Here is a 25,375-nt window from a genome sequence, read left to right on the forward strand (position 1 = left end):
CATGCCTGAACATCGAAACTTCACCAGCGGTCGAGGAAGAGAGTCATAGGTAGTCGGGACAGACGCCGGCGGGACGCATTGGGAGCGCCTTTTTTAATTTTGTGGCGTGAACGGTGCGCCCCGCTTCCCAATCCCCTTCAATGGCCAGACGCGAAAGCGGGCGTGGCAAGAATGGTGCTTGCCTGGAGACAATCACATGCCATCGGATGGCGGGAGAGAGGTTACCTGCGGCTTGAGCGGCCGGCCCCAAAAGCCATATGGTGGTGGCCCAACGAATCCGGATCGCCACCCATGACCACAGCCATGATCCCCGTCGACGAGCTGACGGAGGAGCAAGCCAAGGAAGAGCTGGCCCGTCTCGCAAGCGAGATCGCCAAGCACGACAGCCTCTACTTTTCCGAGGATGCGCCGGAAATCTCGGATGCCGAATATGATGCGCTGCGCCGGCGCAATCTCGCCATCGAGCAGGTCTTTCCACTGCTCGTCCGCGAGGATTCGCCGTCGCGTCGGGTCGGCGTGGCCGCCACCGAGAAGTTCGAGAAGGTGCGGCACAAGGTGCCGATGCTCTCGCTGGACAACGCATTCACCGACGAGGACGTGGTCGATTTCGTGGGGCGCATCCGTCGTTTCCTCAAGATGGAGCCGCATGCGCCTATCGCCATGACGGCGGAGCCCAAGATCGACGGGTTGTCCCTCTCGATCCGCTATGAGAATGGCCGGCTGGTCTCCGCCGCCACGCGCGGTGATGGGCAAGTGGGTGAGAACGTCACCGCCAACGCCCGCGCGGTGGCCGATATCCCCAATGTGCTTTCCGGCGACTTTCCTGAAATCCTCGAAGTGCGCGGGGAGGTCTACATGACCCACCGCGACTTCCTGGCGCTCAACCAGCGCCAGCAGGCCGAGGGCAAGCAGACCTATGTGAACCCGCGCAACACGGCGGCAGGCTCGCTGCGCCAGCTCGACCCGTCGATCACCGCCGCCCGCCCGCTCAAATTCTTCGCCTATGCCTGGGGCGAGGTGAGCGAGATGCCCGCCACCACGCAAACTGGCATGGTCGAGGCGCTCAAGAGCTACGGCTTCCCCACCAACGAGCTGATGTGCCTTTGCGAGCGCGCGCAGGAACTCCTGAAGCATTACCATGCCATAGAGGAGCAGCGCGCCACTCTGAGCTACGACATTGACGGCGTCGTCTACAAGGTCAACGACCTGGCGCTGCAGCAGCGCCTCGGCTTCGTCTCCCGCAGCCCGCGCTGGGCCATCGCGCATAAGTTCCCGGCCGAGAAGGCCTTCACCATCCTGCGCGGCATCGACATCCAGGTGGGCCGCACCGGCGCGCTGACGCCGGTGGCGCGCCTGGAGCCGGTCACGGTGGGTGGCGTGGTGGTCACCAACGCCACGCTGCACAATGCCGAGGAGATCGAGCGGCTCGGCATCAAGATCGGCGATACGGTGATCGTGCAGCGCGCGGGCGATGTCATCCCGCAGATCCTTGGTTACGCCGAGGACCGCCGTCCGCCGGACGCAAGGGAATTCGACTTCCCCACCGTCTGCCCTTGCGAGTTGAAGACGCCCGTCGTGCGCGAGGGCACGGCAGGCGGAGGGGAGGGAGTGGTGCGGCGCTGCTCGGGCGAGTTCGCCTGTCCGTTCCAGCGCATCGAGCATCTGCGCCACTTCGTCTCCCGCCGCGCCTTCGACATCGAGGGGCTGGGCGAGAAACAGATCGAGTTCTTCTTTCACGATCCCGACCTGCCGGTCAAAAGCCCGGCCGACATCTTCACCCTCGCCGGGCGCGACGAGCGCAGCCTGAAGAAGCTCAAGGACAAGGACGGCTGGGGCACGGTCTCGGCCGGCAATCTCTTCGCGGCGATAGAGGCGCGGCGCACCATCCCGCTCGACCGCATGATCTACGGCCTCGGCATCCGCCATGTGGGTGATCGCACCGCGGTCACGCTCGCGCGTGCCTATGGTTCGTGGCAGTCGTTCCACGATGCCGCTCTTGCGGTCGCGGGCGGCGATCTTGGCGCGCGCGAGGACATGGACGCGCTGGAGGATATCGGCGACGCGGTCATCGACGCCATCGCCACCTATTTCGCCGAGGAGCACAACCGCAGGCTCGTGGAAGCGCTCGCCGCGCAGGTGAATGTGCTCGAAGCCGAGCGGCCCGCCACGGATTCGCCCGTGGCGGGCAAGACGATCGTGTTCACCGGTGCGCTCGAGCGCATGTCGCGCGACGAGGCCAAGGATATGGCGGAGCGGCTGGGTGCCAAGGTGGCCGGCTCCGTCTCGTCCAAGACCGATCTCGTCGTGGCCGGCCCCGGTGCCGGTTCAAAGCTCAAGAAGGCGGCTGAACTCGGCATCGAGGTGATCGACGAGGATGCGTGGTTCCGGCGGATCGGCGGGTAATCGCCGAACCATCAGCCACTTTCATCCTTCCCTCAAGGAAATTGATGTGACGGGTCAGCGCTGCTGACCTATGTATCCGCACTGGAGGCTTCCATGACCGCAGAAAGCTTTGCCGAGCCGCGACCGTCGGACGATTTCCTCGCCGGTGCGCGGGCAAGCGTTCCCGTCGTGCTGGCGGTCGTGCCGTTCGGGCTTCTTTTCGGCGCGCTGGCGCTGGAGCATGGGCTTTCCACCTTCGAGGCCGTGCTGATGAGCGCGGCCATCTATGCCGGCGCCAGCCAGATGGTGGGCATCGATCTCTTCGGCACGAAGATTGCTCCGTGGGTGATTGTGCTCTCCATCGTCGCCGTCAATTTCCGCCACGTGCTCTATTCGGCCACCATCGGCCGGCATCTCGCACACTGGACGCCGCTGCAGCGTCTGGTCGGCTTCTTTTTCCTCGTCGATCCGCAGTTCGCCGAGGCGGAGCAGCGTGTCGAGCGTCGTCAGCCGGTCAGCTTCGCCTGGTATATGGGGCTCGCGCTTCCGGTTTATCTCTGCTGGGTCACCGAATCCTGGCTCGGCGCGCTTTTCGGGCGCTTCATCCCCGATGCGCGCACGTTCGGCCTCGATTTCATCCTGCCGATCTACTTTCTCGCCATGGTGATGAGCTTCCGCAAACGCCCCTTGTGGCTACCGGTGGTGGGCATCAGCGCCGTGGTCTCCATCATCGCCTATCGGACGGTGGGCTCGCCCTGGCACGTTTCCATAGGCGCGCTTGCCGGCGTCCTCCTCGGTGCGCTGCTCGCGCCTTCGACGTCCAAGGAGGAGAAGCCGTGAGCGCCACCACGACGTTCTGGATCATCATCGCCGGCGCTGTCCTCACCTATCTCACGCGGGCAGGCGGCCACCTCGTGCTCTCCCGTTTCGAGCGCATCCACCCGCGCGTGGAAGCCGGGCTCAACGCCGTGCCCGCAGCGGTGCTGACGACACTCGTGGCGCCCGCCGCTATGGAAGGCGGGCCGGCGGAGATCGCGGCCCTCGTCACCGGTGCCGCCATCTCGCTCCTCGGCGGCGGCATGATGACGATCTTCTTCTCCTCCGCCGCGGTGCTGATCGCGCTAAGGCACGTCTTGGGCTAGAGCGGCGCAGTTGCCTTCTCCAGCCACGCCGAGGTCGGCCCATCGACCAGCGGACCGATCGCTTCGAAGACCCGCTTGTGGTAGGCGTTGAGCCAGTCCCGTTCCTGGGGTGAGAGCAGGGCCGGGTCGATCAGCCGCCGGTCGATCGGCACGAGCGTCAGCGTTTCGAAACCGTGCATGTCGATCTCGCCGCCGGGAATCGGCTCCGGGGGGGAGACGACGATCAGGTTCTCGATGCGGATGCCGTAATGCCCCTGGCGGTAATAACCCGGCTCGTTGGAGAGGATCATGCCCGTCAGCAGCTTCTCTTTGCCGCTCTTGGCGATGCGCTGCGGCCCCTCGTGCACCCCGAGATAGGAGCCGACGCCGTGGCCGGTGCCATGGCCGTAGTCCAGGCCGGCCTGCCAGAGGTTGACGCGGGCAAGCGCGTCGATGTCCATGCCGCGCGTGCCCGGCGGGAAACGCAGCATCGAGAGCGCGATCACGCCCTTCAGGACCAGCGTGAACCGGTTGCGCATCTCGTCCGTCGGTTCGCCCAGCGCCACCGTGCGGGTGACATCCGTCGTCCCGTCCTCGAACTGGGCGCCGGAATCGATCAGCAGAAGCTCTCCGGCGGAAAGCCGGCGGTTGCTCTTCTCGGTCACCCGGTAATGCACGATCGCCCCGTTCGGACCGGATCCGGAGATGGTGTCGAAGGAGATGTCGCGCAGCGGCATCTGCGCTTCCTCGCCCACCCGGCGGCGGAACGCCTCGAGCCGCTCCACCACCGTGATCTCGTCCAGGCTTTCGGGCGTCTGCTCGTCCACCCAGGCGAGGAAGTGGGCAAGAGCCGCGCCGTCGCGCAGATGGGCGGCGCGTGCGCCCTTCAGCTCGGTCTCGTTCTTGGTGGCGCGGGGCAGGGCGGCGGGATCCGGGAACTCCACCGCCGAACCGCCGCTCTCTTCCACCAGCAGGCGCAGGCGCTCGGGCGCAAGGCCGTGATCGAGCCCGAGCTTGCTGCCTTCGGCAAGAGACGCGAGCGCCGGCTCCAATGCCTCCGGCGCGTGGAGGTCAGCAAGTCCGGCGAGATGGGTCCTGGCTTCACCCGCGAGTTTCCTCGGGTCCAGGAACAGTTTCGGGCGGCCGGACGCCGACAGAATGGCAAAGCCGAGGGCGAGCGGCGTATGCGCCACGTCGCCGCCGCGGATGTTGAAGGCCCAGGCCAGCGATGCCGCGTTGGTCAGCACCGTGTGGTCGATGCCTTCATCCGCCAGCTTGCCGGAAATGCGCTTCAGCTTTTCCTCCGCCGGATCGCCCGCGAATTTCAGGGGGTGGATGCGGACGGGCTCGGCAGGAGGCGCGGGCCGGTCCTCCCATATGGCATCCACGAGGTTGCGGTCGAGCGGCACGAGCTCGATGCCGAACTTCTCCACGGCCTTGCGCAGTCCGCGCACCTCTTCGATTGTGTGCAGCCACGGATCGAAACCGATGCGCGCACCCCTGGAGGCGTTCGCTTTCAGCCATTCGGGCGGCGGGTTCTCGATCAGGCTGTCGATCTCGAACAGGGCGGGATCCGTCTGCTCGCGTGCCTGGAGCGTATAGCGCCCGTCCACGAACAGGACGGCCCTTTCCCGCAGGATGACGGCGGCGCCCGCCGAGCCGGTAAAGCCGGTGAGCCATGAAAGGCGTTCCGCGCTCGGGGGAAGATATTCGCTCTGATACTCGTCGCTGTGGGGGACGAGAAGGATATCGATGCCCACCGCGGCCATCTGCGCGCGCAGGCGCTCGATCCTCGGTTTCGCCTGGGCGGGATCGGACTTGCTGTCGAAGGACTGAAACATTGCTTGCGCCTCGTCGCAGGAAGATGGCGGGACCCTAGACGGCCTTGGCGGCGCAGGCAACGGATCGGGCGTCGCATTCAGATCAGGGCATTGTGCATCGCATCATTCCCTTTCGCATCTGCAAAAATGAATGGCAGTTATGCGCAAAGGGCGCTGGTCGAACGGGTCAGCACTGCTTACCTTTCTTGTCGTGGAGGACAGATTGCCAATGGGTGCAAAGGAGACTTCACATGGCACAAGTTCAACGGCGCGGGTATTTCCGGAGTGCGGTGGACGCGCTGATCGCTGCACGGCAGCGGCAGGCCGCCCGTTACGTCAACGGCGCGCTCCTGATGCTCGACGACGAGACGCTCAAGACATACGGCTATAACCGTGACGAGTTGCAGCGCAAGGGCGCTGCCTACACGTACTGAGTTTCACCTGCGGGGGTGAGAAGGCGGCCACCCGGCCGCCTTTTTTGTGCTCAGCGCTTCATATGGATCGTCACCCACTCCTCGCGGTGGAGGGTGCTGACATGGCGGAAACCCTGGCCGGCATAGGCGGCGATCACCGGCCAGCGCTGGCGCGCGAGGATGCCCGATAGAATCAGCGAGCCGCCCGGCGCAAGGTGGGCCGCCATGGCCGGTGCCAGCGACATCAGAGGGCGGGCAAGAATGTTCGCCACGATCAGGTCGAACGGTTTCCTCTTTGCGAAAGCCGGATGATGGAAACCCGGCGCGGCAACCGTCTCCACCCATTCCGAGGCCCTGTTGAGACGCACATTCCCGCGCGCGACGCGCACGGCCACGGGATCGATATCGGTGGCAAGCACAGGAATATGCGCCAGCCGTGCGATGGCGATGGCAAGCACGGCGCTGCCGGTACCGAGATCGAGCGCGTTGTGCGGACGCTCGCGCGGGACAAGGCGGCTGATCATTTCGAGGCAGCCCGAGGTGGTGCCGTGATGGCCGGTGCCGAAGGCCAGGCTCGCCTCGATCTCGATCGGGATTTCGCCGGCGTGCTCCTCGCCCCGTTCGTGGGAGCCGTGCACGAAGAAGCGGCCGGCGCGAACGGCCTTCAAGCCGGCCAGCGCGTGCGCAACCCAATCGATGTCCGGCAACACTTCCGATTCGATTTCCGCCGATACCGGGAACGGGGAAAGCAGGTCCCGCATGCGCGTGGCGACCGGTTCCGGCTCGTCGGGAGCGTAAACGGAAATCTCGTGCAGGTCCTCAGCCTCGTCGATCTCCATAATCGAAAGCGGGAGGCCTTCATCATCGAAGGCGTTTTCCAGCAGCGAATAGGCGTGTTTCGCGCGCGGGCCGCTCAGGCGGAAAAAGAGACGTGTCTGGGGCATCAGAGCCGAACCGAGGGTCAGCCTTCGTTTATCAGCCGACGCAGCTTCGCGACAGCCGTTTCGGCGTTCTCCTCATAGGAAATCGTACCGAAGAAATCGCCGTTCCGGTCGAGCAGCATCACCGAAGCGGTGTGGTCCATGGTGTAGTCTCCGTCCTCGAGCTCGACCTTGCGGGAATAGATGCGGAAGGCCTTGGCCATCGCGGCGACCTTCTCGGGATCGCCGGTGATGCCGGTCACCCGGTCGGAAAAGTTGCCGAGATAGGTCTTCATCACCTCCGGCGTGTCGCGCTCGGGGTCGACGGTGATGAAGAAGGCCTGCAGGTCCTCGCCTTCCTCACCCAGTTCATCCAGCCAGCCTTCCATTTCGAAAAGGGTTGTGGGGCAGACGTCAGGGCAATGGGTGAAGCCGAAGAACAGGGCGGTTGGACGGCCTTGGAATGCTTTCTCCGTGATCGGCTGGCCACTGTCGTCGACGAGTTCGAAGGGAGCGCCGAAAGCGACGGCCTGGTTCTGGCCGCGATACCATTCGAAGGAGAGCAAGCCGACGGCGAGAACCATCAAGGCAAGAATGCCGACCAGGATATAGCGCATCATGGGTTCACCAGGCGTAGGAACTCGGGGGCGGGGCTAAAAGCACCAGGCAAGGCCGGTTTCGGCGAGGGAAAGAAAGAGCGCTGCCCCATTTTCCACCCACATGGCAACGCCAAGGCCGCCGATCCCCGCCAGCAACATTCCTGCGGCGGCAAACTTGAACAGAACCGGATAATTCACGGGCGCCGATCTCATGGACAGAGAATAGTCCTCGTGGGCGGCCAAGCAAAGATGCAAACTGTCGCAAGCGTTGGGCCTGCATCTTGCCCGGGCCGGGGCTGGGGAATACAGGAACGCAATGGACGATCTGCGCTTCACCGATTCCGAGCCTCGCATCCATCCCACGGCGGAACTGAAGTCCTGCCGGCTGGGCCGCTATACAGCCATCGCAGAGCGTGTGATCCTGCGTGAGGTCACGGTGGGCGACTTCAGCTATTTCGAGCGACATGCCGAGAGCATCTATACGCATATCGGCAAGTTCTGCTCCATTGCGGCAAACACGCGGCTGAACGCGCTGGAGCATCCGATGGAGCGCGTGACAACGCATAAGGTGAGCTATCGCCCGAACGAGTATTTCCGCTACCGCGGCCTCGATTCGGCCTTTCTGGAGGGCAGGCGCGCGAAGCATGTCGCCATCGGCAACGATGTCTGGATCGGCCATGGAGCGGTGGTCCTGCCCGGCGTCAGCATCGGCGACGGGGCGGTGGTCGGAGCGAATGCGGTCGTCAGCCGTGACGTGGAGCCCTATACCGTCGTGGCCGGCGTTCCGGCGCGGGTCATCCGAAGGCGCTTTGAACCCGAGATCGCCGCCAAGCTCCAGGCACTGCGGTGGTGGGACTGGCCGCTCGACCAGCTCTTCGAGGCCGTGCCCGACATGCAGGCGTTGTCCATCGAGGACTTCCTGCGGAGATGGGCGGACGGTCGACTCCCGGGAACTCCCTGACCTTCAGGCCGTTGGGTTGGCTGGAAGATTGCAGGAAAGCCGAGGAGCGAGTCATGAAACGCATTCTTGCATTGACCGTGCCTCTCATCGCTTCCGTCGCTATCGCCGGCACCACGCTGGCGGAGGACATGGGGGCGGGAGGCAGCGCCGATACCGGCATGCAGGGCGGCGCCGCAGCCGACGAAAGCGTGACGGATGTCATCGGCGGCAAGACCAATTTCGGCACCGTCGTCTCGGCCATCCAGACGAGCGGCGAAATGGCCGACGAGATAGAGGGCCTGACCGATGCGTCCCGGGTGGAGATCATCCGGGTGAGCGACATCACCGAGGGCGGGAGTGCCGGCGCGTTGGAAAACGCGCTTGCGAGGAATCGCAGCGAGGTCGATGCGCTCCGATCTGCCGTCAAAGCCAATGAAGCCCTTTCAGAAAAGCTCCGGCAGCAGCAGGTTCGCGATGACGACGTCGTCGCTGCCGCCGAGATCGACGGCCAATTGGTCGTTTATGTGCGCTAGTACGGCGAGCACCGCTATCCGGGCCGATTCCGGACCGGATACGTGAACAGTGTGTTTACTCATTGAGACCCCCGTAATATAGCGTATTTCACGCTATATTGACTTTCATATGCTATTTATTCGGTTAGAATAATAGTTTAGCTTAAGCGGCTAAGCCGCAGCGGGGCGAGGTCATGCAGAAACAGTTTCAGGAGCTTAAAAGGCAACTGGCCGAGTTGTCGGAAACGATCAACAAGTTCGAATCCGAAGCCGTGCAGTTGCGGATCGTCGAACTGCTCTTCGATCAGGCCAGAGGGGGCGTGAATTTCTTCGAGCCGGAGGGCGAGGCTTATGAGCCGGGGCCCAGCCGCGCGCGGCGCGGCAACGGCGCGGCGAGGACCAGGACCACATCTTCCACGAGCGAATCCCGGCCCGATGCCGGCGGGGCGACGGCAAGCGGTGCGGTGGCAGCGCTTTCTCAACTCGTCGAGGGCAACTATTTCAAGGAAAAGCGCACGATCGGCGACATCGTCAAGCAGTGTCAGGACAAGTTCGGCGCGCATTACAGGTCGAATGCATTCTCCGGACCGCTTTCACGCCTTGCCAAGAAGGGCGTACTCAAGCGCGAGAAGAACGAGGAAGGAAACTACGTCTACCACAAGTAGGCATTGCCGGCCGGCTGTGCCGACAGCCTGTGCCTGGATTTGCTGAGCGTTGGCATGGATCCCCGGGCTCGAGCTGCTGCCTTGTTTTCGTCGCACGGCATCGCGTGACGCGGCGGGTCTAAACCCGCTCGACGAAACCGTCGAGAACGCGCTTCTGGCCCGCCTTGTCGAAATCGATGGTGAGCTTATTCCCGTCTATGGCGGCGATGTTGCCGTTGCCGAATTTCATGTGGAAGACGCGGTCGCCCACTTTGAAGGCCGAGGGGCTGTCGGAGACGGATTTGGCAACCAGCTCGCCTTCGATGACGCGGCCTTTGACCGAACCGCGTCCCGCGCCGTAGCCCGAATCCGGCTCGCCATAGCCGACCCGCTCCACCTGATGGCCGGAGCGCGTGCCCCAGTTCTTCGCCGTGGCCTCGGTGCGGTTCTTCTGCGCGCGCTGCCAGCCGGGCGTGGCGTAGCTGTTTGTAAACACCTCGCCCACCGTATCGAACCGCGAGGCCCCGTAGGGATTGGGCCGGCCCGCCTGCCGGTCGCCCAGCGGTCGGCCATAGCCGCCATAGGCGCTGCCGTCCTCCACCACCTCCACATGCGCTTCCGGCAGTTCGTCCAGGAAGCGCGAAGGGATGGTCGACTGCCACAGCCCGTGGATACGCCGGTTCGACGTAAACCAGAGATGCAGGTTCTTTTTCGCGCGTGTGAGGCCGACATAGGCGAGCCGCCGCTCCTCCTCCAGCCCCGAGCGTCCGCCTTCGTCCAGCGACCGCTGGTGCGGGAAAAGGCCTTCCTCCCAGCCGGGCAGGAAGACGGTGTCGAACTCCAGCCCTTTGGCGGAATGCAGCGTCATCAGGCTGACGGCGTCGTGCTCTTCGTCGCGCTCCGCATCCATGACCAGGGCGACGTGTTCGAGAAAGGCGCGCAGGCTCTCGTATTCCTCCATGGAGCGGATCAGCTCCTTGAGGTTTTCGAGCCGGCCCGGCGCCTCGGCCGAACGATCGTTCTTCCACATGTCGGTATAGCCCGACTCTTCGAGGATCTGCTCGGCAAGCTCCGTATGCTTGGTGCGGTCGAGAAGGCCCTGCCAGCGCTCGAAGCTCTCCACAAGGTTGCGAAGCGAGGCACGCGGCTTGGGCTTCAGTTCCTCCGTTCCCGCGAGATCACGCGCTGCCTGGAGGAGGGGCGTATTGCGCATGCGCGCCACGTCGTGGATCTGCCGCACGGCAGCCTCGCCCAGGCCGCGTTTCGGTACGTTGACGATGCGCTCGAAGGCGAGATCGTCCGCTCCTTGCGCCACCACGCGGAAATAGGCCAGCGCGTCGCGGATCTCCTGCCGCTCGTAGAAGCGGGGACCGCCGATAACGCGGTAGTTCAAGCCGAGGGTGACGAAGCGATCCTCGAACTCGCGCATCTGGAAGGAAGCGCGAACGAGGATCGCCATATTGTTGAGCGCATGGCCCTTGGCCTGCAGCGCCTCGATCTCCTCGCCCACGGCGCGCGCTTCTTCCTCCGAATCCCAGGCCGCATGCACCTTCACCTTCGGCGCGTCCGGGTCGGCGTGTTCGGTGAACAGCGTCTTGCCGAGGCGGCCTTCATTGTGGGCGATCAGATGGGAGGCGGCACCCAGGATATGTGCGGTCGAGCGATAATTGCGCTCCAGCCGGATCACCGTCGCGCCGGGGAAATCCTTCTCGAAGCGCAGGATGTTGTCCACCTCCGCCCCGCGCCAGCCATAGATCGACTGGTCGTCGTCGCCGACGCAGCAGATGTTGACCCTGTCTGCGCTTACGGCCGAGTGAGAGCTTCGCTCGCCGGCCTCCGCGGGGGCGGGCGAAACGTCGCCCGGCGCGCGGTCGCGCGCGCGGCCTTCGGCCGGAGTCTTTGGCCTTTGCGCGAGCAGCCGAAGCCACATATATTGCGCGGTGTTGGTGTCCTGATACTCGTCCACCAGGATATAGCGGAACCTGCGGTGGTATTCGGCAAGCACGTCCGGGTGCTCGCGGAAGATGCGGATCGGGTGCAGGAGCAGGTCGCCGAAGTCGGTGGCGTTCAGCGTCTTCAGCCGCTCCTGGTAGGCCGCATAGAGCGCGCGGCCCTTGCCGTTCGCGAAGGCGCGGGCGTCGCCCTCGGGGATGTCGGCGGGGCCGAGCCCCTTGTTCTTCCAGCCGTCGATCATCATGGCGAACTGGCGCGCCGGCCAGCGCTTGTCGTCGAGCCCCTCGGCCTGGATGATCTGCTTGATGAGGCGGATCTGATCGTCCGTGTCGAGGATGGTGAAGGAGGAGGTGAGGCCGGCAAGTTCCGCGTGGCGGCGCAGGATCTTCACGCCGATCGAATGGAAGGTGCCGAGCCAGGGCATCCCCTCGACCGCTCCGCCGACCAGAACGCCGATGCGCATCTTCATCTCGCGGGCGGCCTTGTTGGTGAAGGTGACGGCGAGGATCTGGGAGGGATAGGCGCGGCCGGTGGCGAGGATATGCGCGATCCGCGTGGTGAGCACACGGGTCTTGCCGGTGCCGGCGCCCGCAAGCACGAGGACCGGCCCTTCGGTGGTCTCCACCGCGAGGCGCTGCTCCGGATTCAGCGCATCCAGATAACGCGGTGCCTGCGTCTGCCGCGCGGCCATGGCGCGCGCGGCGATCCCGCCCTCGCGCGGCTGGGCGGGGCGGGGTGCTTCATCGTCGCCGAAGAACGGCAGATCGTCCGGGGAACCTGGCATTGCCTTCGCATATGGTGATTCGCGGCCTTGGGCCCAAGCGTTTTCTGTTTGTACCGGTTTGCGGCTCGTGGGCCAAGGGCCAGCCTGTGGGGAAACAGCGTGTTGACCTTTTCGTCCCATCGGCTGCGCATCTTCGATGTCGAGAAGGCCCGCGAGTTCTATCTGGGCTTTCTCGGCTTCACGATCGACTGGGAGCGTCGCTTCGGGGACAACTTCCCCCTCTATTTCCAGGTTTCGCGCGCCGGCCTGCAACGATCGGCCGCCTTGTTTTCACGGCGGCTTGATTGGACCGGGGCCGGCGTCTCCGTCATGCTTCCCATGGGGAAGGGGGTCGCCGAAATCAAACTTGGGAGCGAGCCTATGTCACGACCGCAGATCACCCAGGCGATGATCGACGCCTATGACGAATACACCCACCTCACCCTCGACCGCCGCGGCTTCATGGAGAAGCTGACAAAGCTTGCCGGCACCAGCGCCGCGGCCGCCGCCATCGCACCGCTGCTTGCTGCAAACAGCGCCCGGGCGGCGATCGTGCCGGAGGACGACACCCGGCTTCACACCGAAGACATCACCTATCCCGGCGAGAATGCGGAGATGAAGGGCTATCTCGCGCGCCCCGCCGACGCCCAGGGACCGCTCGGTGCGGTCATCGTCATCCACGAAAACCGCGGGCTCAACGCGCATATCCGCGATGTGGCGCGCCGCATGGCGCTCGAAGGCTTCGTGGCGCTCGCGCCCGACTTCCTTTCGCCGCTGGGCGGCACGCCGGAAGACGAGGACCAGGCGCGGCAGATGTTCCGTCAGCTCGACAGGGACCAGACAGTGGCGAACGGCGTGGCCACGGTCGCATTCCTCGAGGATCATGACGGCACGAACGGCAGGGTGGGCGCGGTCGGCTTCTGCTGGGGCGGCGGCATGGTCAACCAGTTGGCCGTCAACGCGCCCGCACTCGATGCGGCGGTGGCCTATTACGGCGCGCAGCCCGATGCGGAGGAGGTGGACCAGATCAGCGCGCCGCTGCTTCTGCACTATGCAGGGCTCGACGAGCGCATCAATGCGGGCATCGAGGACTATCGCGACGCGCTCGATGCTGCCGGAAAGGAATACACCATCCACGTCTACGAAGGCGTCAATCACGCCTTCAACAACGATACCTCGGAAGCGCGCTACGACAAGGAGGCGGCCGATCTCGCGTGGCAGCGGACGGTGGACTTCCTCAAGGAGAATCTTGCCTGAGGCGGGATCAAGGGGGCGGCGTCACCGCTCCCGCTCCTGTTGCGCGCGCCGCAGGATGGCGCGCGCGAAGACGAGATCGATGGGAATGGGGTCGTCCGAACTCCTGATGCGGAAGAGCTCATCGTCCACCGACTTCAATGCGCGCCAGAAGTCGTAGTCGCTGATGCCCGGGTCCCGGGCCAGCCTTTCGGACATCTGCTTCACGTCGACCCTCAACCGGGCCTCCCTGCGGTGACGTCGGCCCCTGGCCGACGAATCATCATCGGAGTCGGGGAAATTCTGAAGCTCCTCCCGGAAGCTTCAAGGAAGAGGGGATGGGTAAACTGTGCAAAGACCCTTATGGTAAACCAAAGGTTAAGCGCGCTCGGCCACTGGACAAGGCGGCGAATTGCTGAACATTGGGGCTGAGGGGACGCTTCGGTCCCCTTGAGGAGCGCTTTCCGGAGGAGAGAGATGAATATTGCCGCAGCGGCGCAGCGCAACGAAGCCGGGATCGTGGCCGTGCTGGAAAGGCTCGGCGCGCGGTTTGGCGAACGATTGCAGACGGGCAGGGCGCTTCGCGAGCAGCACGGCCATACCACGACCTACATCCGCAATCAGGCGCCCGACGGCGTTTTCTATCCCGAAGCGCTGCAAGAGGTGCAGGAGGCCGTGCGGCTTTGCGCCGAATTTGGCGTGCCCGTCATCCCCTTCGGCACGGGCTCGTCCCTCGAGGGCCATGTAAACGCGCCTGCGGGGGGCATTTCTTTCGACATGTCGCGGATGAAGCGGGTCATCGCCGTAAACCAGGAGGACCTCGACTGCACCGTCGAGGCCGGTCTCACGCGGGAGGAACTGAACCAGTATCTGCGCGACACGGGGTTGTTCTTCCCGATCGATCCCGGCGCAAATGCGAGTCTCGGCGGCATGGCGGCCACGCGCGCCTCCGGCACCAATGCGGTCCGCTACGGCACGATGCGCGAGAACGTGCTTTCGCTGACGGCGGTGCTTGCCGACGGACGAGCCATCACGACGGCGCGGCGGGCGCGCAAATCCTCCGCCGGCTACGACCTCACACGGCTTCTTGTCGGTTCGGAAGGCACGCTCGGCGTGATCACCTCGCTGACGCTGAAGCTGCATGGCATCCCGCCCGCGATCTCCGGCGGCGTCTGCCCATTCCCGACCGTCGAGGCCGCCTGCAATGCCGTCATCATGACCATCCAGATGGGCATTCCGGTGGCGCGCATCGAGCTCGTGAACACGCTGGGCATGCGCGCCATCAACACCTATTCCAAGCTCGATTATCCCGAAAGCCCGTGCCTTTTCCTCGAATTCCACGGCAGCGAGGCGGGCGTGGCCGAGCAGGCGGAGATGTTCGGCGAGATCGCGGCGGAGTTCTCCGGCGGCCCCTTCGTCTGGACGGCGGCCGGCGAGGAGCGACAGAAGCTGTGGAAGGCGCGGCACGATTTCTATTGGGCAAGCTTCGTCCTCCGTCCGGGTTCCAAGGCCTTGTCGACGGATGTGTGCGTGCCCATCTCGCGCTTGGCCGAATGTATCATGGAGACCGAAGCCGACATCGAGGAAAGCGGTCTCGTCGCTCCTATCGTCGGCCATGTGGGCGACGGCAATTTCCACGTGGCGGTGATGATGGACACCGGAAACCCGGCCGAAATCGCGCGGGCGGAAGCTTTCGTTTCCCGGCTCAATGGACGGGCCCTGGCCATGGAAGGCACCTGCACGGGCGAGCACGGCATCGGCCAGGGGAAGATGCGCTATCTGGAACAGGAGCATGGCGCAGGGGTTGACGTCATGCGCACCATCAAGCAGGCGCTCGATCCACAGGGGATCATGAATCCTGGGAAAATCCTTGTTCCGGCTGATACATAGCGTGCGGACCATGGATCATAGGGATAGTGAGGCTCCTTTGCCGGAGCATTCGATGCGCAAAAGGAGGTAATGCTGGCGCGACTCTTCGTCATCGTCGGGGGACTTGTGGTTCTGGTGCTGACGGCGGCACTGGTGGCGCCCTATTTCATCGACTGGACGTCCTACCGCTCCTCCTTCGAGCGGGAGGCGGGACGCGTTCTCGGCCGTGACGTGCAGGTGCAGGGCACGGCGCGTGCCCGGCTTCTCCCTTTCCCATCGGTCACCTTCACGGATGTCGTGGTGGCCGGTGCGGACCCGGGCCAGCCCGCCATGACGGTTGACGAATTCTCCATGGATGCGGAGCTTGCGCCCTTCTTGAGCGGAGAACTGCTCATCTTCGACATGCGTCTCGTGCGGCCGAGCATGCAGATCGAGATCGGCCCGTCGGGCCGGATCGATTGGGCCGTGCGGCCGTCCTCCCCATTCGATCCGCGCCAGGTGACGCTTGAGAAAATGACGATTTCCGACGGCGCGATCACGATCCACCAGCAGGCGAGCGGCCGCACGATCACGCTTGACGATATCGATACCGATATATCGGCCCGCAGCCTGGCCGGTCCGTGGCGCGTGGCGGGATCGCTCGATATCGACGGCATCCCGATAGATCTCACCGCTGCCACGGGTGCCGTGGCCGACGGGGCGATGCGCGTGCGGATATCCGCCCGGCCGCGCGATTATCCCCTCGTGATCGAAACGGACGGCAGTGCCCGCCTGGAGGATGAAGAAGGCATATATACGGGAACGTTCCGTTTCGCGGCCGTCGAGCCCACGGCAGATGGCGAGGCGGAGCCGGCGGCGGCGAAGCCGGAGAATCCGGGCAATCGGGTGGCCGGACATTTCACGCTCAACCATGAGCGGCTCGCTATCGACGAATTCCGGTTCGAGACCGGGCCGGAGCGGGACCCCTACAGGGCGGACGGGAGCGCGGTGATCGAACTCGGTGCCGATCCCTCCTTCTCCATCACCGCCGACGGCGCGCAGATCCGGCTCGACGACGAGGCAGATGGCGGCGCGATATCGGGCCTTTCGGCGGACAAACGGCTGGCGGCGCTGACGGCGTTCATCACCGAACTGCCCAAACCCTCCATTCCCGGCACGATCGCCGTGAACCTGCCCGCCATCATCGTGGGTGACACGACGATCCGCGACATCCATGTCGAGGCGCAGCCGGCGGAGGAGGGCTGGAACGTCGCCTCCATCGCCGCGACTTTGCCCGGCCGCACCCGTTTCGAGGGCGGGGGTATGCTCGCCACCGGCGACGCCCTTTCCTTCGACGGGAAGATACTCCTCGCGGTGAGCCAGCCTTCGGGCTTCGCGGCCTGGCTCGCGCGGGACGTGGACGAGGCGATCCGCAGGCTCCCCGCGGCCGGCTTCAGCGCCGACGTGGCGCTGTCGGAGGAGCGGCAGCGCTTCGATAATCTGGAACTCGTCCTGGGTGACGCTCGCTTCCGCGGCGCGATCGACCGGCGCAGCCCCGCCGGCGCACGGCCCTCGCTGATGCTGAGCTTGAACGGCGACCGGCTCGACCTCGACGGGATGAGGGCATTTGCCTCGCTGTTCGTCAACGACGCGGGACGCAACAGATTCGCCGGCCATGACGTGGACCTGGACGTCACCGCCGGTCCTGTCTCGGCGGAAGGGTTGACGGCGGAGGGCCTGGACACCGCCATGCGCCTGCGCGAGGGCACGCTGGAAATCGACCGGCTGACGGTGACTGGGCTTGCCGATGCCAATGTCAGCGCCACGGGCACGATCAGCGATATCGGCGGGGAGCCGTCCGGAAGCCTCGATGCCTCGGTGGTGGCCGTCGATCTGGCTCCGCTGGTGCATCTTCTCGCCGAGCGCTTTCCGGATGTCGCGCCGTTGACGGCGCTCGACCGGAACGCTGCCGCCTATCCGGGCCTCCTCGCCGACAGCGCGTTCGACGTCGTGGCCAGCAGCCAGGGCGGTCTGTCCGCCAGTCTCGGCGGTACGGCGGGCGGTACGGCGTTGAATCTTTCCATTTCGGGCGAGGGATCTTTCGCCGATCTTGCCGAGGCCCGGCTCAACACCACGTTTTCCGCCCACAACGAAGATGCGTCCGCGCTCTATGCCCTGTTCGGCCTCCCTGCGTTGCCACTGGGTCTTACCGGGACGGCCGATGCCGAGCTTTCCGCGGAAGGATCCCTCGCGCAGGGCATGAACACGCATTTCCGCTTCTTCGGGGAGGGGCTTGCCTCCACCTTCGACGGGCAACTCGTGCGCGCGGGGGAGACCTTCACGCTCAAGGGAAATGCGTGGCTCGAGAGCGATGACCTGGAACCCTGGCTCGCCACCGCCGGCATCTCGCTGCCCGGCTTCGGCTACGGCCTGCCGGCAAGGCTTTCGGCGGCGGTCGATGCGGGCGGCGGTCCTGTTGTCGTCAGCAATCTGGAGGGGACTGTCGCAGGCAGCGATGTGCGCGGCGATCTCAACGCAGAGCTTCGCGACGGGTTACCGCATTTCACCGGTTCACTCGCCCTCAGCGGTCTCGATCCGGCACTGGCGGCGGAGATGGTGGCGGGAAGTGAGGCGTTCGAGGCGGCTGAAGCAGGCGCCTGGCCGCGAGCGCCGTTCCGCGAGAGCGCCGCCGCCCCCTTTTCCGCCGATGTGGAACTCAGCGCGGACCGCCTGTGGCTCGGAAACGCCGCCACTGTCGAGGACGCCCGCCTGAGGCTGAAGCTCGATGCGCGCGGTCTTGCCATTTCCGAGCTCGCCGGGCGGATCTATGGCGGTACTGTCGAGGGCCTGGCTGAGTTTCGCAACGACGACGGCACGGGGCTGTTCTCGGCGCAGCTTTCATTGCGCGATGCACCGCTCCAGTCGCTGCTGCCGGAAAGCGGCCTTTCCGGCCGGTCCGATGTCAGCGCCGGCGTGACGGCGAGCGGTAAGTCGATGAACGCCATGGTGGCCGCACTTGCAGGTTCCGGATCAGCCTCCGTGCAAGGGCTGGAGATCGCGGGCATCAGCCCGTCCGCCATCACCCCCATCATTGCTGCGGCCGACGAGTTCGGAGTGGACATCGACGCGCAGAAGGTGGCCTCCTTCGCGCCCGGTCTCGTGCGCGACGGGCGCTTTCATGCCGGCGATGTCGACTTCGCCTTCACGGTGGCGAACGGCGTGGCGCGGATGCCACCCGTGCAACTCGAAAGCCGGGCCGCCCGGATGAGCGTGGAGGCGGCAGCCGACCTCGAGGACCGCACCGTCTCCGCCACCGGAGGCATCACCTATGATGCGGGGCGGGAGGCGGTGACGGGATCGGAGCCTGTGGTGCGTTTCGCCTATCGCGGCGGTCTGGGGCGGGAGGCGCTGACACTCGACACCGACCCGCTGGCGCAGTTCCTCACACAGAGGGCGCTCGAACGCGAGCAGGCGCGCGTGGAGCATATGCAGGCCCTGCTGCTCGAACGTCAGCGGCTGCGCCGGGAGACGAATTACTTCGAGGCGAAAGCGCAGGAACGAGCCGCGGCGGAAGCGGAGCGCGTCCGGCTCGAGGCCGAAGCCGAACGCCAGCGCCAAGCGGAGGAGGAGCGCCGCAGGCAGGAGGCGGAGGCCAGACGGCAGGCCGCGGAAGAGGCGGCGCGCCAGGCTGCAGAAGAGGCGGCGCGGCGTCGGGCCGAGGAAGAAGCGCTTGGGCAGGAGGCGGGAAGACCGCCGGAAGAGACGGCTCCTTCGGACGTGCGGCCGGGCGAGACCGCTCCGGCGGAGTCTCCCGCGGACCGGCCGGCGGCGGAGGAGGAGGGGGCGGGCTCGCCCATCGAACGCCGGTCCCTGCCGCCGCCGCCCGCGCAGGGAATGGAGCCTGCCACGCCCACGGCACCCAGGACGCAGGGAGATCTGCCTGATCCTCCCGGGCTCGACCTGCAACCGGTCCTGCAGCCCCATGAACTGACGGTCGAAAGACTGCTCGAGATGCTCGATCGGTCCGAGCAGTAGGCTCAGTTCCCGGTGCGCGACCCGGCCCTCAGCCGTTTCAGCTCTTCCAACACATAAAGGCGGAGAGCGGAAGAGAGGTTGGTTTCCGGCGGGCGGGAGGCATCGATTTCAGCGATCAGGGCCGCGACCGGCTTTCCCCGTGCTGCCGCCATGCTTTCCAGCTCCGCGTAGAAAGCGTCTTCGAGGGAAAAGCTCGTTCGGTGGCCGCGGATGGTGACGGAGCGCTTCTTCGGCGCGCTCATCCTTCGTCCTTGTCGGCCCGGCGATGTGCCTCCAGCCGGGCGGTACCGAAAGCCTTGTTCAGACGCTCCGCCTCGCGGTCGGCGCGCGTGCGGCCGTGGCGGGCACGGTTCTCTTCCGCAAGCCGCTCCTTGTCGGCCCGCACCTTGCGCTTGCGCATGAGGCGCAGATTGACGACCTCGCCCATCGCTACTTCTTGCGGCCCACGTTATTTCTTTCGGAAAGCGTCGAGCGAGACCACCTCGGCGCCCTTGCCATCGGCTTTCTCTTCCGCGTCTTCCTCGTCCGCGGCCTTGCTTTTGCCCGCCGGCTTGCGCTTGGCTGCCGCGGGGGCGCTCTCCTCCTTCAAAGGCGTCGGCTCGGCCGGCTCCGCCTGGACATCGGCCTTCACCTCGAATTCCACCTCGAAGCTCGCCGAGGGGTCGTAGAAGCCGCGAATCGCGGAGAAGGGGATTTCCAGCTTCTCGGGAATGTCGGAGAAGGACAGGACGACCTCGAAACCCTTCTCGCTCACCTTCAGATCCCAGTACTGGTACTGGATGACGATCGTCATCTCCTCCGGATAACGCTCCTTCAGGCGGCTCGAAATCCTGACGCCCGGGGCATTTGTCAGAAAGCGGATGAAGAAATGGTGGTTGCCGGGCAGCCCGGCCTGGGCGACCTCCTGAAGCACCTTGCGCACGACACCGCGCAGGGCTTCCTGGACGAGAATGTCGTAGCGAATGCGGTCCTCGGGCATGGGTATTGCAAAATCCTGAATCGACGGCAGTCCTGTGCCTAGCTCTAATGAAGCTTGGCGCCGTCGTAAATCAGTTAAAGACAGAGCGGCGCAAAAAGGCGGCCATTCGCGGCGTCAGGAGAAGGTCAGGCCCGCTCTAGGCTTCCTGCACCGCTTGGGCGCGGTCTGCGCGGGGAGTCCGGCGGCCGAAGGCGCGCAGGAAAGTGCGGACCGCGCGGCGCGCCGCGGTCAACAGTTCGTCGTCCGACAGCGACCTTCCGAACATGGAGGGCATGTTGATTTCGGCGTTGTTGAGCGCCATGAACTGGCGTGCCGCGATGTCCGGGTCGTCGATATCGAGGTAGCCGGCATGCGCCAGCCGCGCCAGGCGGGAGGCGAGGGCGGACTCGATCTTCCCCGGCCCTTCGCGGCGCCAGACTTCATAGAGCTCCGGATACCGCTCGCCTTCGGCCATAAGCATCTTGCGCAGGACCGTTCCTTCGCGGCCCCAGATGCAGTTCTTGTTGAAGCGCAGCGCGAAAGCCACCAAATCCGCTTCCAGATCGTCCGGCTGGTCCGGGAAGGTGTCGAGGATGGCGAAGGCGCGCTCGTTCGTCCGCTCGGTGATCTCGCGCAGCACCGTGGCGAAAAGCTTGTCCTTGTCGCCGTGATGGTTGTAGATCGTCTGGCGGGAAACGCCGGCTTCCGCCGCGATGATGTCGATGTTGGCGCCTGCAAATCCTTCGCGGCAGAACACGGCCGCAGCCGCGTCGATAATCGACCGGCGTTTGGCGGCGTGGCCGCGTGGCGGGAGAATGTCAGGACAGTTACGGTGTCTCATCGACTCCTATATAAAACTGATTGACGAATTAGACAAGGTTGTCAAAAATAGTGGCCGGGGAATCCGATTGGAGGAGTGTCGGATTCCTTTCGGATGAAACGTCGTTCAGACGGTCGCCGTTCCGGCGTCCTCCATTTTTTCGAAAGAACAACTGATGTCAGCTGCTTTTTTCCGCACCGCGGTCGTGCTCGGACTTCTGTCGGCCATAGGTCCCTTCGCCATTGACATGTATCTGCCGGCGCTGCCCACCATCGGCGCCGACCTGAACGCGGGAACCACTGCCGTTCAACTGAGCCTTCTGGTCTTCTTCCTTTCGATGGGCTTTGCTCAGCTCGCAGTCGGACCGATCTCGGACATGGTGGGACGCAAGGCGCCTCTCTATTTCGGGCTCCTGCTCTTCATCGCGGGCAGCATCGGCTCGGCGCTGGCGCCGAGCGTGGAATGGCTCATCGCTTTCCGCGTCATGCAAGGGCTCGGCGCCTCGGCGGGGATGGTCGTGCCGCGCGCGGTGGTGCGTGATCTGCACACCGGAAACGAGGCCGCACGGCTCATGTCCCTGCTGATGCTCGTCTTTTCCATCTCGCCGATCCTGGCGCCACTCACCGGGAGCATCGTCATCGCGGCATTCGGATGGCGTGCCGTCTTCTGGGCCGTGACGGTCGCGGCCCTGGTCGGGCTGGTGCTCATCTCCACCTCGCTCTCGGAGACGCGGCCGGCCGAGCAGCGCGTGGGCAGTTCCTTCCGCACCGCGCTCGCCGGTTACCGCTATCTCCTGGGCGACGGGAAATTCCTGGGCCTCACCTTCATCGGCGGGTTCGGGATATCGAGCTTCTTCGTCTATCTGATGAACTCGCCGTTCGTGCTGATCGACCATTACGGCCTGTCGCCATCGCTCTACAGTGTGTTCTTCTCCATCAACGCGGTGGCCTTCTTCGCGATGTCGCAGCTTACGGGTACGCTGGTGGAGCAGTACGGGTTGAGGCGCGTGGTGCGCGTGGCCGTTTTCGGCTTCACCACCGCCATGATCGCCCTGCTCGGTGTCATGGCCTCCGGGTTCCAGCCGCTATGGGTGCTGGCCGTGCTGCTTCTGGTCGGCTACGGCTTCCTGGGGCTGGTGATCCCCACGACATCGGTGCTCGCCATGGACGATCACGGCGAGATCGCCGGAACCGCATCGGCGCTGATGGGCACCCTCCATTTCGCCGCCGGTGCCGGGGCCATGGCGGTGGCGGGGCTGTTTTTCGACGGCAAGCCGCTCTCGATGGTCACCGCGATCGCGGCGTGCGCCGTCATCGCCTTCGGGCTGACGCAGCTCACGCTTGGGCGCGGCCGTGAACTGGCTTCGCGGGCTGCGGCGGAGTAGCGGTAGCAGCCCAAGAATGGCCGAGGGCGCGGCATGGCCGCGCCCTCTTTTCATGCGCGGTCGATCGCTTTCAGCACCCAGTCGCGGCGCGCCTCCACCGAAAGGCGTGGGACCGGAAGCAAGGTGTAGCCGAGTTCCCGGTAGACCGCCCGGATCGCCTCGAATGTTCGCTCAGCCTCTTCGAGCGTCTGGCTGCGTTCGGCGTCTCCGGTAAAGATATCCGGCCAGGGCGGGAGGATAAAGGCCGTATCCGCATAGCGGAACGTCTCAGCCGCCTTCTGCATGTGAGCGGGAACGGGCCGGCCGATGAGCCGGAGATAACCGACCGTGTCGGGAATGCCGCGATCGAAGAAGGTGGTCCTGGACGGCTCCGCCGCATGGTAGGAGCGCAGATCCCAGCAAAGCATCAACTCGGCGTAAAGCGCCGCATCGCGGTCGGGCACGGCAGCGCCGCCGATCGCGCGCTGGGTGCGGATGATGGCGCGCCCCGCTTCCGGCGCGATTGCCGCCCCCGTTTCCTCAAGGCTTTCGAGAAGCGTCGTCTTGCCGGCACCGGGACCTCCGGTGACGACGAACAGGCGGCAAGGGGATTTCGGCCGTTCAGGCAGCATGAAAGAGCTCCATGTAAACGTCGCCCGCGGGCAATGCGCCGCGTCGGCGGCATGCATTGCGCCACATGGTCGAGATGTTGAGAGAATTGGGAAATTGGGGGGAGAAGTGGAGGCTTCTGTTGCCAGGTGCCTCCGAACCCCGCTCAGACCTGCGACGGCCTGAGGCTTTAATTGAAGCTGTCGCACCGCTTACGCGGCGAGACGTGCTTCCGCATAGTTGTCGTTGGCAACTATAAGATTAGCCCGATAACGGTGGTACCATGCCGAGCGAAAGTCCGATCTTTACACCCTCGTCGATCCTGTTTCGCCCCCATCAGAAGCCGCCCTTCGTGTCGCCCTCCCAATCGAGGGCTGGCCGGCGGTTTCTGGTGGAGGCGCCGGGTACCGCCCCCGGGTCCGAATGGCTTATTGCATCGGCCGTTTATCGCCATAGTCGGCCGAAACCGACGCGCTCAATATAGGGGCGACGGTTTCGCAATGAAAGGGGATGGAGCGAACTTCGCGGCATTTTTCGTTGACTTGCCGCGGCCTTGCGCCGAAGTTCGAGCGGGGCTCCGTAGCGCTCGGCTATGGTGCTGACGGGCATGCAGCAAGGAGAGGAAGGAACAGATGACCGACTATCTCGCAGACGTGCAGAAATACGATGCGACAGCCGACGCGGCTGCGGTGGACAAGATCGTCAAGCATTTGGGCATCGCGCTGCGCAGCCGCGATGCGTCGCTGGTATCCTGCAGCGACCCGGAAGAACTCGAGCGCGTGCGCGAGAAGTGGTGCATGAAGAAGCTCGGCGAGACCGACGCGGCGCGTTGCGATTCGGTCATCGAAAAGGTTTGCGAGACCATGTCCGCGGACAACACCAAGGCCCGGGTGACCTTCTACTATCTGGTCGCCAAGCATCTCGGAAAAGTCGCGGCTCTCTGAGAGCCAACGCACCGGTGGGCATTTTGCCGCCCGCCGGTGCGATCTGTCCCGGCCACAAGAAGTTCCGATTCGGCCTGCCCATGCGCCAATATCTCGACCTCCTTGCCCATGTCCTCGAAAACGGCGTCGATCGCGACGACCGTACCGGCACGGGCACGCGTGGCGTCTTCGGCTATCAGATGCGGTTCGATCTGGGTGCCGGCTTTCCGGTGCTGACCACGAAGAAGCTGCATCTGAAGTCGATCATCCATGAGCTCCTCTGGTTCCTCAAGGGCGACACCAATATCCGCTATCTCAGGGAGAACGGTGTCACTATCTGGGACGAATGGGCCGATGAAAACGGCGATCTGGGGCCTGTCTACGGTGCGCAGTGGCGCTCCTGGCCCGCGCCGGACGGACGGCACATCGATCAGATCGCGAATCTTCTCAAGGGGCTGAAGGAAAACCCTAATTCGCGACGTCACATCGTGACGGCGTGGAATCCGGCCGAGATCGATGAAATGGCGTTGCCGCCCTGCCACTGCCTCTTCCAGTTCTTTGTGGCCGAGGGGCGGCTTTCCTGCCAGCTTTACCAGCGCTCGGCGGATATCTTCCTGGGCGTCCCCTTCAATATTGCCTCCTACGCGCTGCTCACCATGATGGTTGCGCAGGTGACCGGGCTCAGGCCCGGCGATTTCGTCCACACGCTGGGTGACGCGCATCTATACAGGAACCACTTCGAGCAGGCGCGCGAGCAACTCACCCGGACGCCGAAGCCGCTGCCCACGATGTGGATCAATCCGGATGTGCGCGATCTCTTCGCCTTCCGCTACGACGATTTCCGGCTGGAAGGCTATGCTGCCGATCCCACGATCCGCGCGCCTATCGCGGTTTGAGACCCTTCCAGAGAGCCGAGGAGCGTGACATGGAACTCTCCCTCGTCGTCGCCATGGCGAAGAATGGGGTCATCGGCCGCGCGGGCGGCTTGCCGTGGCGTTTGTCGACGGACATGAAACGCTTCAAGGCCATAACGATGGGAAAGCCCGTGGTTATGGGCCGGAAAACCTGGGAAAGCATCGGCAAGCCCCTGCCCGGGCGGTTCAACATCGTGATTTCCCGCGATCCGGCCTATCCGGCGGAAGGTGCGGCGGTGGCCGGCAGCCTCGACGAGGCGATAAGGACTGCCCAGGGGCAAGGCGCGGGTGACGAGATCTGCGTCATCGGGGGCGGTGAGGTTTACCGCCAGGCGCTGCCGCGAGCGACCCGCCTCCATGTCACCCATGTCGAGGCCGAAATCGAGGGGGATACCTATTTCCCCGAAATCGATGACGATGCCTGGAAGGTTGTCACCAGGGAAAGCGTTCCTGCCGGCGAAAAGGATGTTTATCCCACGCAGTATCTCATTTACGAACGGCGGCAGTCGGGCTGAGTGGGCGGCGAGCGACGCAGGCGTTTGACGGGTGCGGCGGCAAGTTCGCACGGCTTCGCGTTGAAAGCGCGCTTCCCGACACCTATAACA

At 64.8% G+C, this 25,375-nt stretch carries 25 protein-coding genes, 1 other RNA gene and 1 pseudogene; 15 read left to right on the top strand and 12 right to left on the bottom strand.

The features are described 5' to 3' along the window. The first annotated feature begins 291 nt into the window (after positions 1–291). The 3 genes from ligA to PVE73_RS10705 all read left to right on the top strand — a co-directional run bounded on the left by ligA (position 292) and on the right by PVE73_RS10705 (position 3,524). A complete protein-coding gene (ligA, locus tag PVE73_RS10695; protein WP_277366919.1) occupies positions 292–2,403 on the top strand; it encodes an NAD-dependent DNA ligase LigA in 2,112 nt (703 codons plus the stop codon). Between the two features lie 93 nt (positions 2,404–2,496). Continuing rightward, positions 2,497–3,222, top strand: coding sequence for an AzlC family ABC transporter permease (locus PVE73_RS10700; protein WP_277366920.1), 726 nt, complete (start codon positions 2,497–2,499; stop codon positions 3,220–3,222). Continuing rightward, positions 3,219–3,524: an AzlD domain-containing protein gene (locus tag PVE73_RS10705; RefSeq protein WP_277366921.1), complete on the top strand. Its 306-nt coding sequence runs from the start codon at positions 3,219–3,221 to the stop codon at positions 3,522–3,524. Before PVE73_RS10700 ends, PVE73_RS10705 begins: the two co-directional genes overlap by 4 nt. On the opposite strand, the gene PVE73_RS10710 is transcribed toward PVE73_RS10705, so the two are convergent. Continuing rightward, a complete protein-coding gene (locus PVE73_RS10710) occupies positions 3,521–5,344 on the bottom strand; it encodes an aminopeptidase P family protein (protein WP_277366922.1) in 1,824 nt (607 codons plus the stop codon). The two genes, PVE73_RS10705 and PVE73_RS10710, sit on opposite strands and share 4 nt — an antisense overlap. A gap of 230 nt (positions 5,345–5,574) precedes the next feature. Between PVE73_RS10710 and PVE73_RS10715 the strand changes: the two genes are divergently transcribed. Next, a complete protein-coding gene (locus PVE73_RS10715) occupies positions 5,575–5,757 on the top strand; it encodes a hypothetical protein (protein ID WP_277366923.1) in 183 nt (60 codons plus the stop codon). A 50-nt stretch (positions 5,758–5,807) separates the two neighbouring features. On the opposite strand, the gene PVE73_RS10720 is transcribed toward PVE73_RS10715, so the two are convergent. Genes PVE73_RS10720 through PVE73_RS10730 form a run of 3 tightly spaced genes read right to left on the bottom strand, consistent with a single transcriptional unit; the run spans position 5,808 to position 7,498 of the window. Continuing rightward, positions 5,808–6,680: a 50S ribosomal protein L11 methyltransferase gene (locus PVE73_RS10720; RefSeq protein ID WP_277366924.1), complete on the bottom strand. Its 873-nt coding sequence runs from the start codon at positions 6,678–6,680 to the stop codon at positions 5,808–5,810. Positions 6,681–6,697: 17 nt separating this feature from the next. Continuing rightward, positions 6,698–7,276, bottom strand: a complete 579-nt coding sequence (locus PVE73_RS10725; protein ID WP_277366925.1) for an SCO family protein — start codon at positions 7,274–7,276, stop codon at positions 6,698–6,700. Between the two features lie 33 nt (positions 7,277–7,309). Next, on the bottom strand, positions 7,310–7,498 hold the full coding sequence (locus PVE73_RS10730; RefSeq protein WP_277366926.1) for a hypothetical protein: 189 nt from the start codon (positions 7,496–7,498) through the stop codon (positions 7,310–7,312). A gap of 73 nt (positions 7,499–7,571) precedes the next feature. Between PVE73_RS10730 and PVE73_RS10735 the strand changes: the two genes are divergently transcribed. The 3 genes from PVE73_RS10735 (at position 7,572) to PVE73_RS10745 (ending at position 9,372) form a co-directional block, all read left to right on the top strand. After that, positions 7,572–8,216: a DapH/DapD/GlmU-related protein gene (locus PVE73_RS10735; protein WP_277366927.1), complete on the top strand. Its 645-nt coding sequence runs from the start codon at positions 7,572–7,574 to the stop codon at positions 8,214–8,216. A gap of 53 nt (positions 8,217–8,269) precedes the next feature. After that, positions 8,270–8,728: a hypothetical protein gene (locus PVE73_RS10740; RefSeq protein WP_277366928.1), complete on the top strand. Its 459-nt coding sequence runs from the start codon at positions 8,270–8,272 to the stop codon at positions 8,726–8,728. Positions 8,729–8,901: 173 nt separating this feature from the next. Further along, complete coding sequence (locus PVE73_RS10745) at positions 8,902–9,372, top strand: hypothetical protein (RefSeq protein ID WP_277366929.1); 471 nt, start codon at positions 8,902–8,904, stop codon at positions 9,370–9,372. Positions 9,373–9,490: 118 nt separating this feature from the next. On the opposite strand, the gene PVE73_RS10750 is transcribed toward PVE73_RS10745, so the two are convergent. Beyond that, the gene (locus PVE73_RS10750) at positions 9,491–12,088 is read right to left on the bottom strand and encodes a UvrD-helicase domain-containing protein (protein WP_277366930.1); all 2,598 of its coding nucleotides are present in this window, start codon (positions 12,086–12,088) and stop codon (positions 9,491–9,493) included. A gap of 99 nt (positions 12,089–12,187) precedes the next feature. Between PVE73_RS10750 and PVE73_RS10755 the strand changes: the two are divergent. Both PVE73_RS10755 and PVE73_RS10760 read left to right on the top strand, forming a co-directional pair. Further along, positions 12,188–12,280, top strand: a pseudogene (locus PVE73_RS10755) (glyoxalase superfamily protein); the annotation flags it as partial. Between the two features lie 168 nt (positions 12,281–12,448). Then, positions 12,449–13,324, top strand: a complete 876-nt coding sequence (locus tag PVE73_RS10760; RefSeq protein ID WP_277367414.1) for a dienelactone hydrolase family protein — start codon at positions 12,449–12,451, stop codon at positions 13,322–13,324. Positions 13,325–13,345: 21 nt separating this feature from the next. Here the strand turns inward: PVE73_RS10760 and PVE73_RS10765 are convergent, their stop codons facing one another. Continuing rightward, positions 13,346–13,540, bottom strand: a complete 195-nt coding sequence (locus PVE73_RS10765; RefSeq protein ID WP_277366931.1) for a hypothetical protein — start codon at positions 13,538–13,540, stop codon at positions 13,346–13,348. A gap of 237 nt (positions 13,541–13,777) precedes the next feature. On the opposite strand from PVE73_RS10765, the gene PVE73_RS10770 reads away from it, so the two are divergent. Continuing rightward, positions 13,778–15,190, top strand: coding sequence for an FAD-linked oxidase C-terminal domain-containing protein (locus PVE73_RS10770; RefSeq protein WP_277366932.1), 1,413 nt, complete (start codon positions 13,778–13,780; stop codon positions 15,188–15,190). 69 nt (positions 15,191–15,259) lie between these two features. Further along, positions 15,260–19,183, top strand: coding sequence for an AsmA family protein (locus PVE73_RS10775; RefSeq protein WP_277366933.1), 3,924 nt, complete (start codon positions 15,260–15,262; stop codon positions 19,181–19,183). Positions 19,184–19,185: 2 nt separating this feature from the next. Here PVE73_RS10775 and PVE73_RS10780 read toward each other — a convergent pair whose 3' ends face one another. The 4 genes from PVE73_RS10780 to PVE73_RS10795 form a co-directional block, all read right to left on the bottom strand. Then, positions 19,186–19,425 carry a ribbon-helix-helix domain-containing protein gene (locus tag PVE73_RS10780; protein ID WP_277366934.1) on the bottom strand — a complete coding sequence of 80 codons (240 nt, stop codon included), beginning with the start codon at positions 19,423–19,425 and terminating at the stop codon, positions 19,186–19,188. Beyond that, on the bottom strand, positions 19,422–19,610 hold the full coding sequence (locus tag PVE73_RS10785) for a DUF4169 family protein (protein WP_277366935.1): 189 nt from the start codon (positions 19,608–19,610) through the stop codon (positions 19,422–19,424). Before PVE73_RS10785 ends, PVE73_RS10780 begins: the two co-directional genes overlap by 4 nt. A gap of 21 nt (positions 19,611–19,631) precedes the next feature. Then, positions 19,632–20,162, bottom strand: a complete 531-nt coding sequence (locus PVE73_RS10790; RefSeq protein ID WP_277366936.1) for an SspB family protein — start codon at positions 20,160–20,162, stop codon at positions 19,632–19,634. Positions 20,163–20,298: 136 nt separating this feature from the next. Next, positions 20,299–20,982, bottom strand: a complete 684-nt coding sequence (locus PVE73_RS10795; RefSeq protein WP_277366937.1) for a TetR/AcrR family transcriptional regulator — start codon at positions 20,980–20,982, stop codon at positions 20,299–20,301. A 154-nt stretch (positions 20,983–21,136) separates the two neighbouring features. Between PVE73_RS10795 and PVE73_RS10800 the strand changes: the two genes are divergently transcribed. After that, positions 21,137–22,345, top strand: coding sequence for a multidrug effflux MFS transporter (locus PVE73_RS10800; RefSeq protein WP_277366938.1), 1,209 nt, complete (start codon positions 21,137–21,139; stop codon positions 22,343–22,345). Between the two features lie 50 nt (positions 22,346–22,395). Here PVE73_RS10800 and PVE73_RS10805 read toward each other — a convergent pair whose 3' ends face one another. Together PVE73_RS10805 and ssrA are read right to left on the bottom strand one after the other, a co-directional pair. Next, on the bottom strand, positions 22,396–22,956 hold the full coding sequence (locus PVE73_RS10805; RefSeq protein WP_277366939.1) for an AAA family ATPase: 561 nt from the start codon (positions 22,954–22,956) through the stop codon (positions 22,396–22,398). Between the two features lie 105 nt (positions 22,957–23,061). Beyond that, positions 23,062–23,443, bottom strand: a transfer-messenger RNA (tmRNA) gene (gene ssrA / locus PVE73_RS10810). Positions 23,444–23,565: 122 nt separating this feature from the next. Between ssrA and PVE73_RS10815 the strand changes: the two genes are divergently transcribed. From PVE73_RS10815 to PVE73_RS10825, 3 genes are all read left to right on the top strand, one after another. Continuing rightward, positions 23,566–23,877, top strand: coding sequence for a DUF2853 family protein (locus PVE73_RS10815; RefSeq protein ID WP_277366940.1), 312 nt, complete (start codon positions 23,566–23,568; stop codon positions 23,875–23,877). An 80-nt stretch (positions 23,878–23,957) separates the two neighbouring features. Continuing rightward, positions 23,958–24,752 carry a thymidylate synthase gene (locus tag PVE73_RS10820; RefSeq protein WP_277367415.1) on the top strand — a complete coding sequence of 265 codons (795 nt, stop codon included), beginning with the start codon at positions 23,958–23,960 and terminating at the stop codon, positions 24,750–24,752. Between the two features lie 29 nt (positions 24,753–24,781). Next, positions 24,782–25,285 carry a dihydrofolate reductase gene (locus tag PVE73_RS10825; RefSeq protein WP_277366941.1) on the top strand — a complete coding sequence of 168 codons (504 nt, stop codon included), beginning with the start codon at positions 24,782–24,784 and terminating at the stop codon, positions 25,283–25,285. Positions 25,286–25,375 lie beyond the last annotated feature (90 nt).

This window comes from Chelativorans sp. AA-79, from assembly GCF_029457495.1.
GTDB lineage: Bacteria > Pseudomonadota > Alphaproteobacteria > Rhizobiales > Rhizobiaceae > Chelativorans.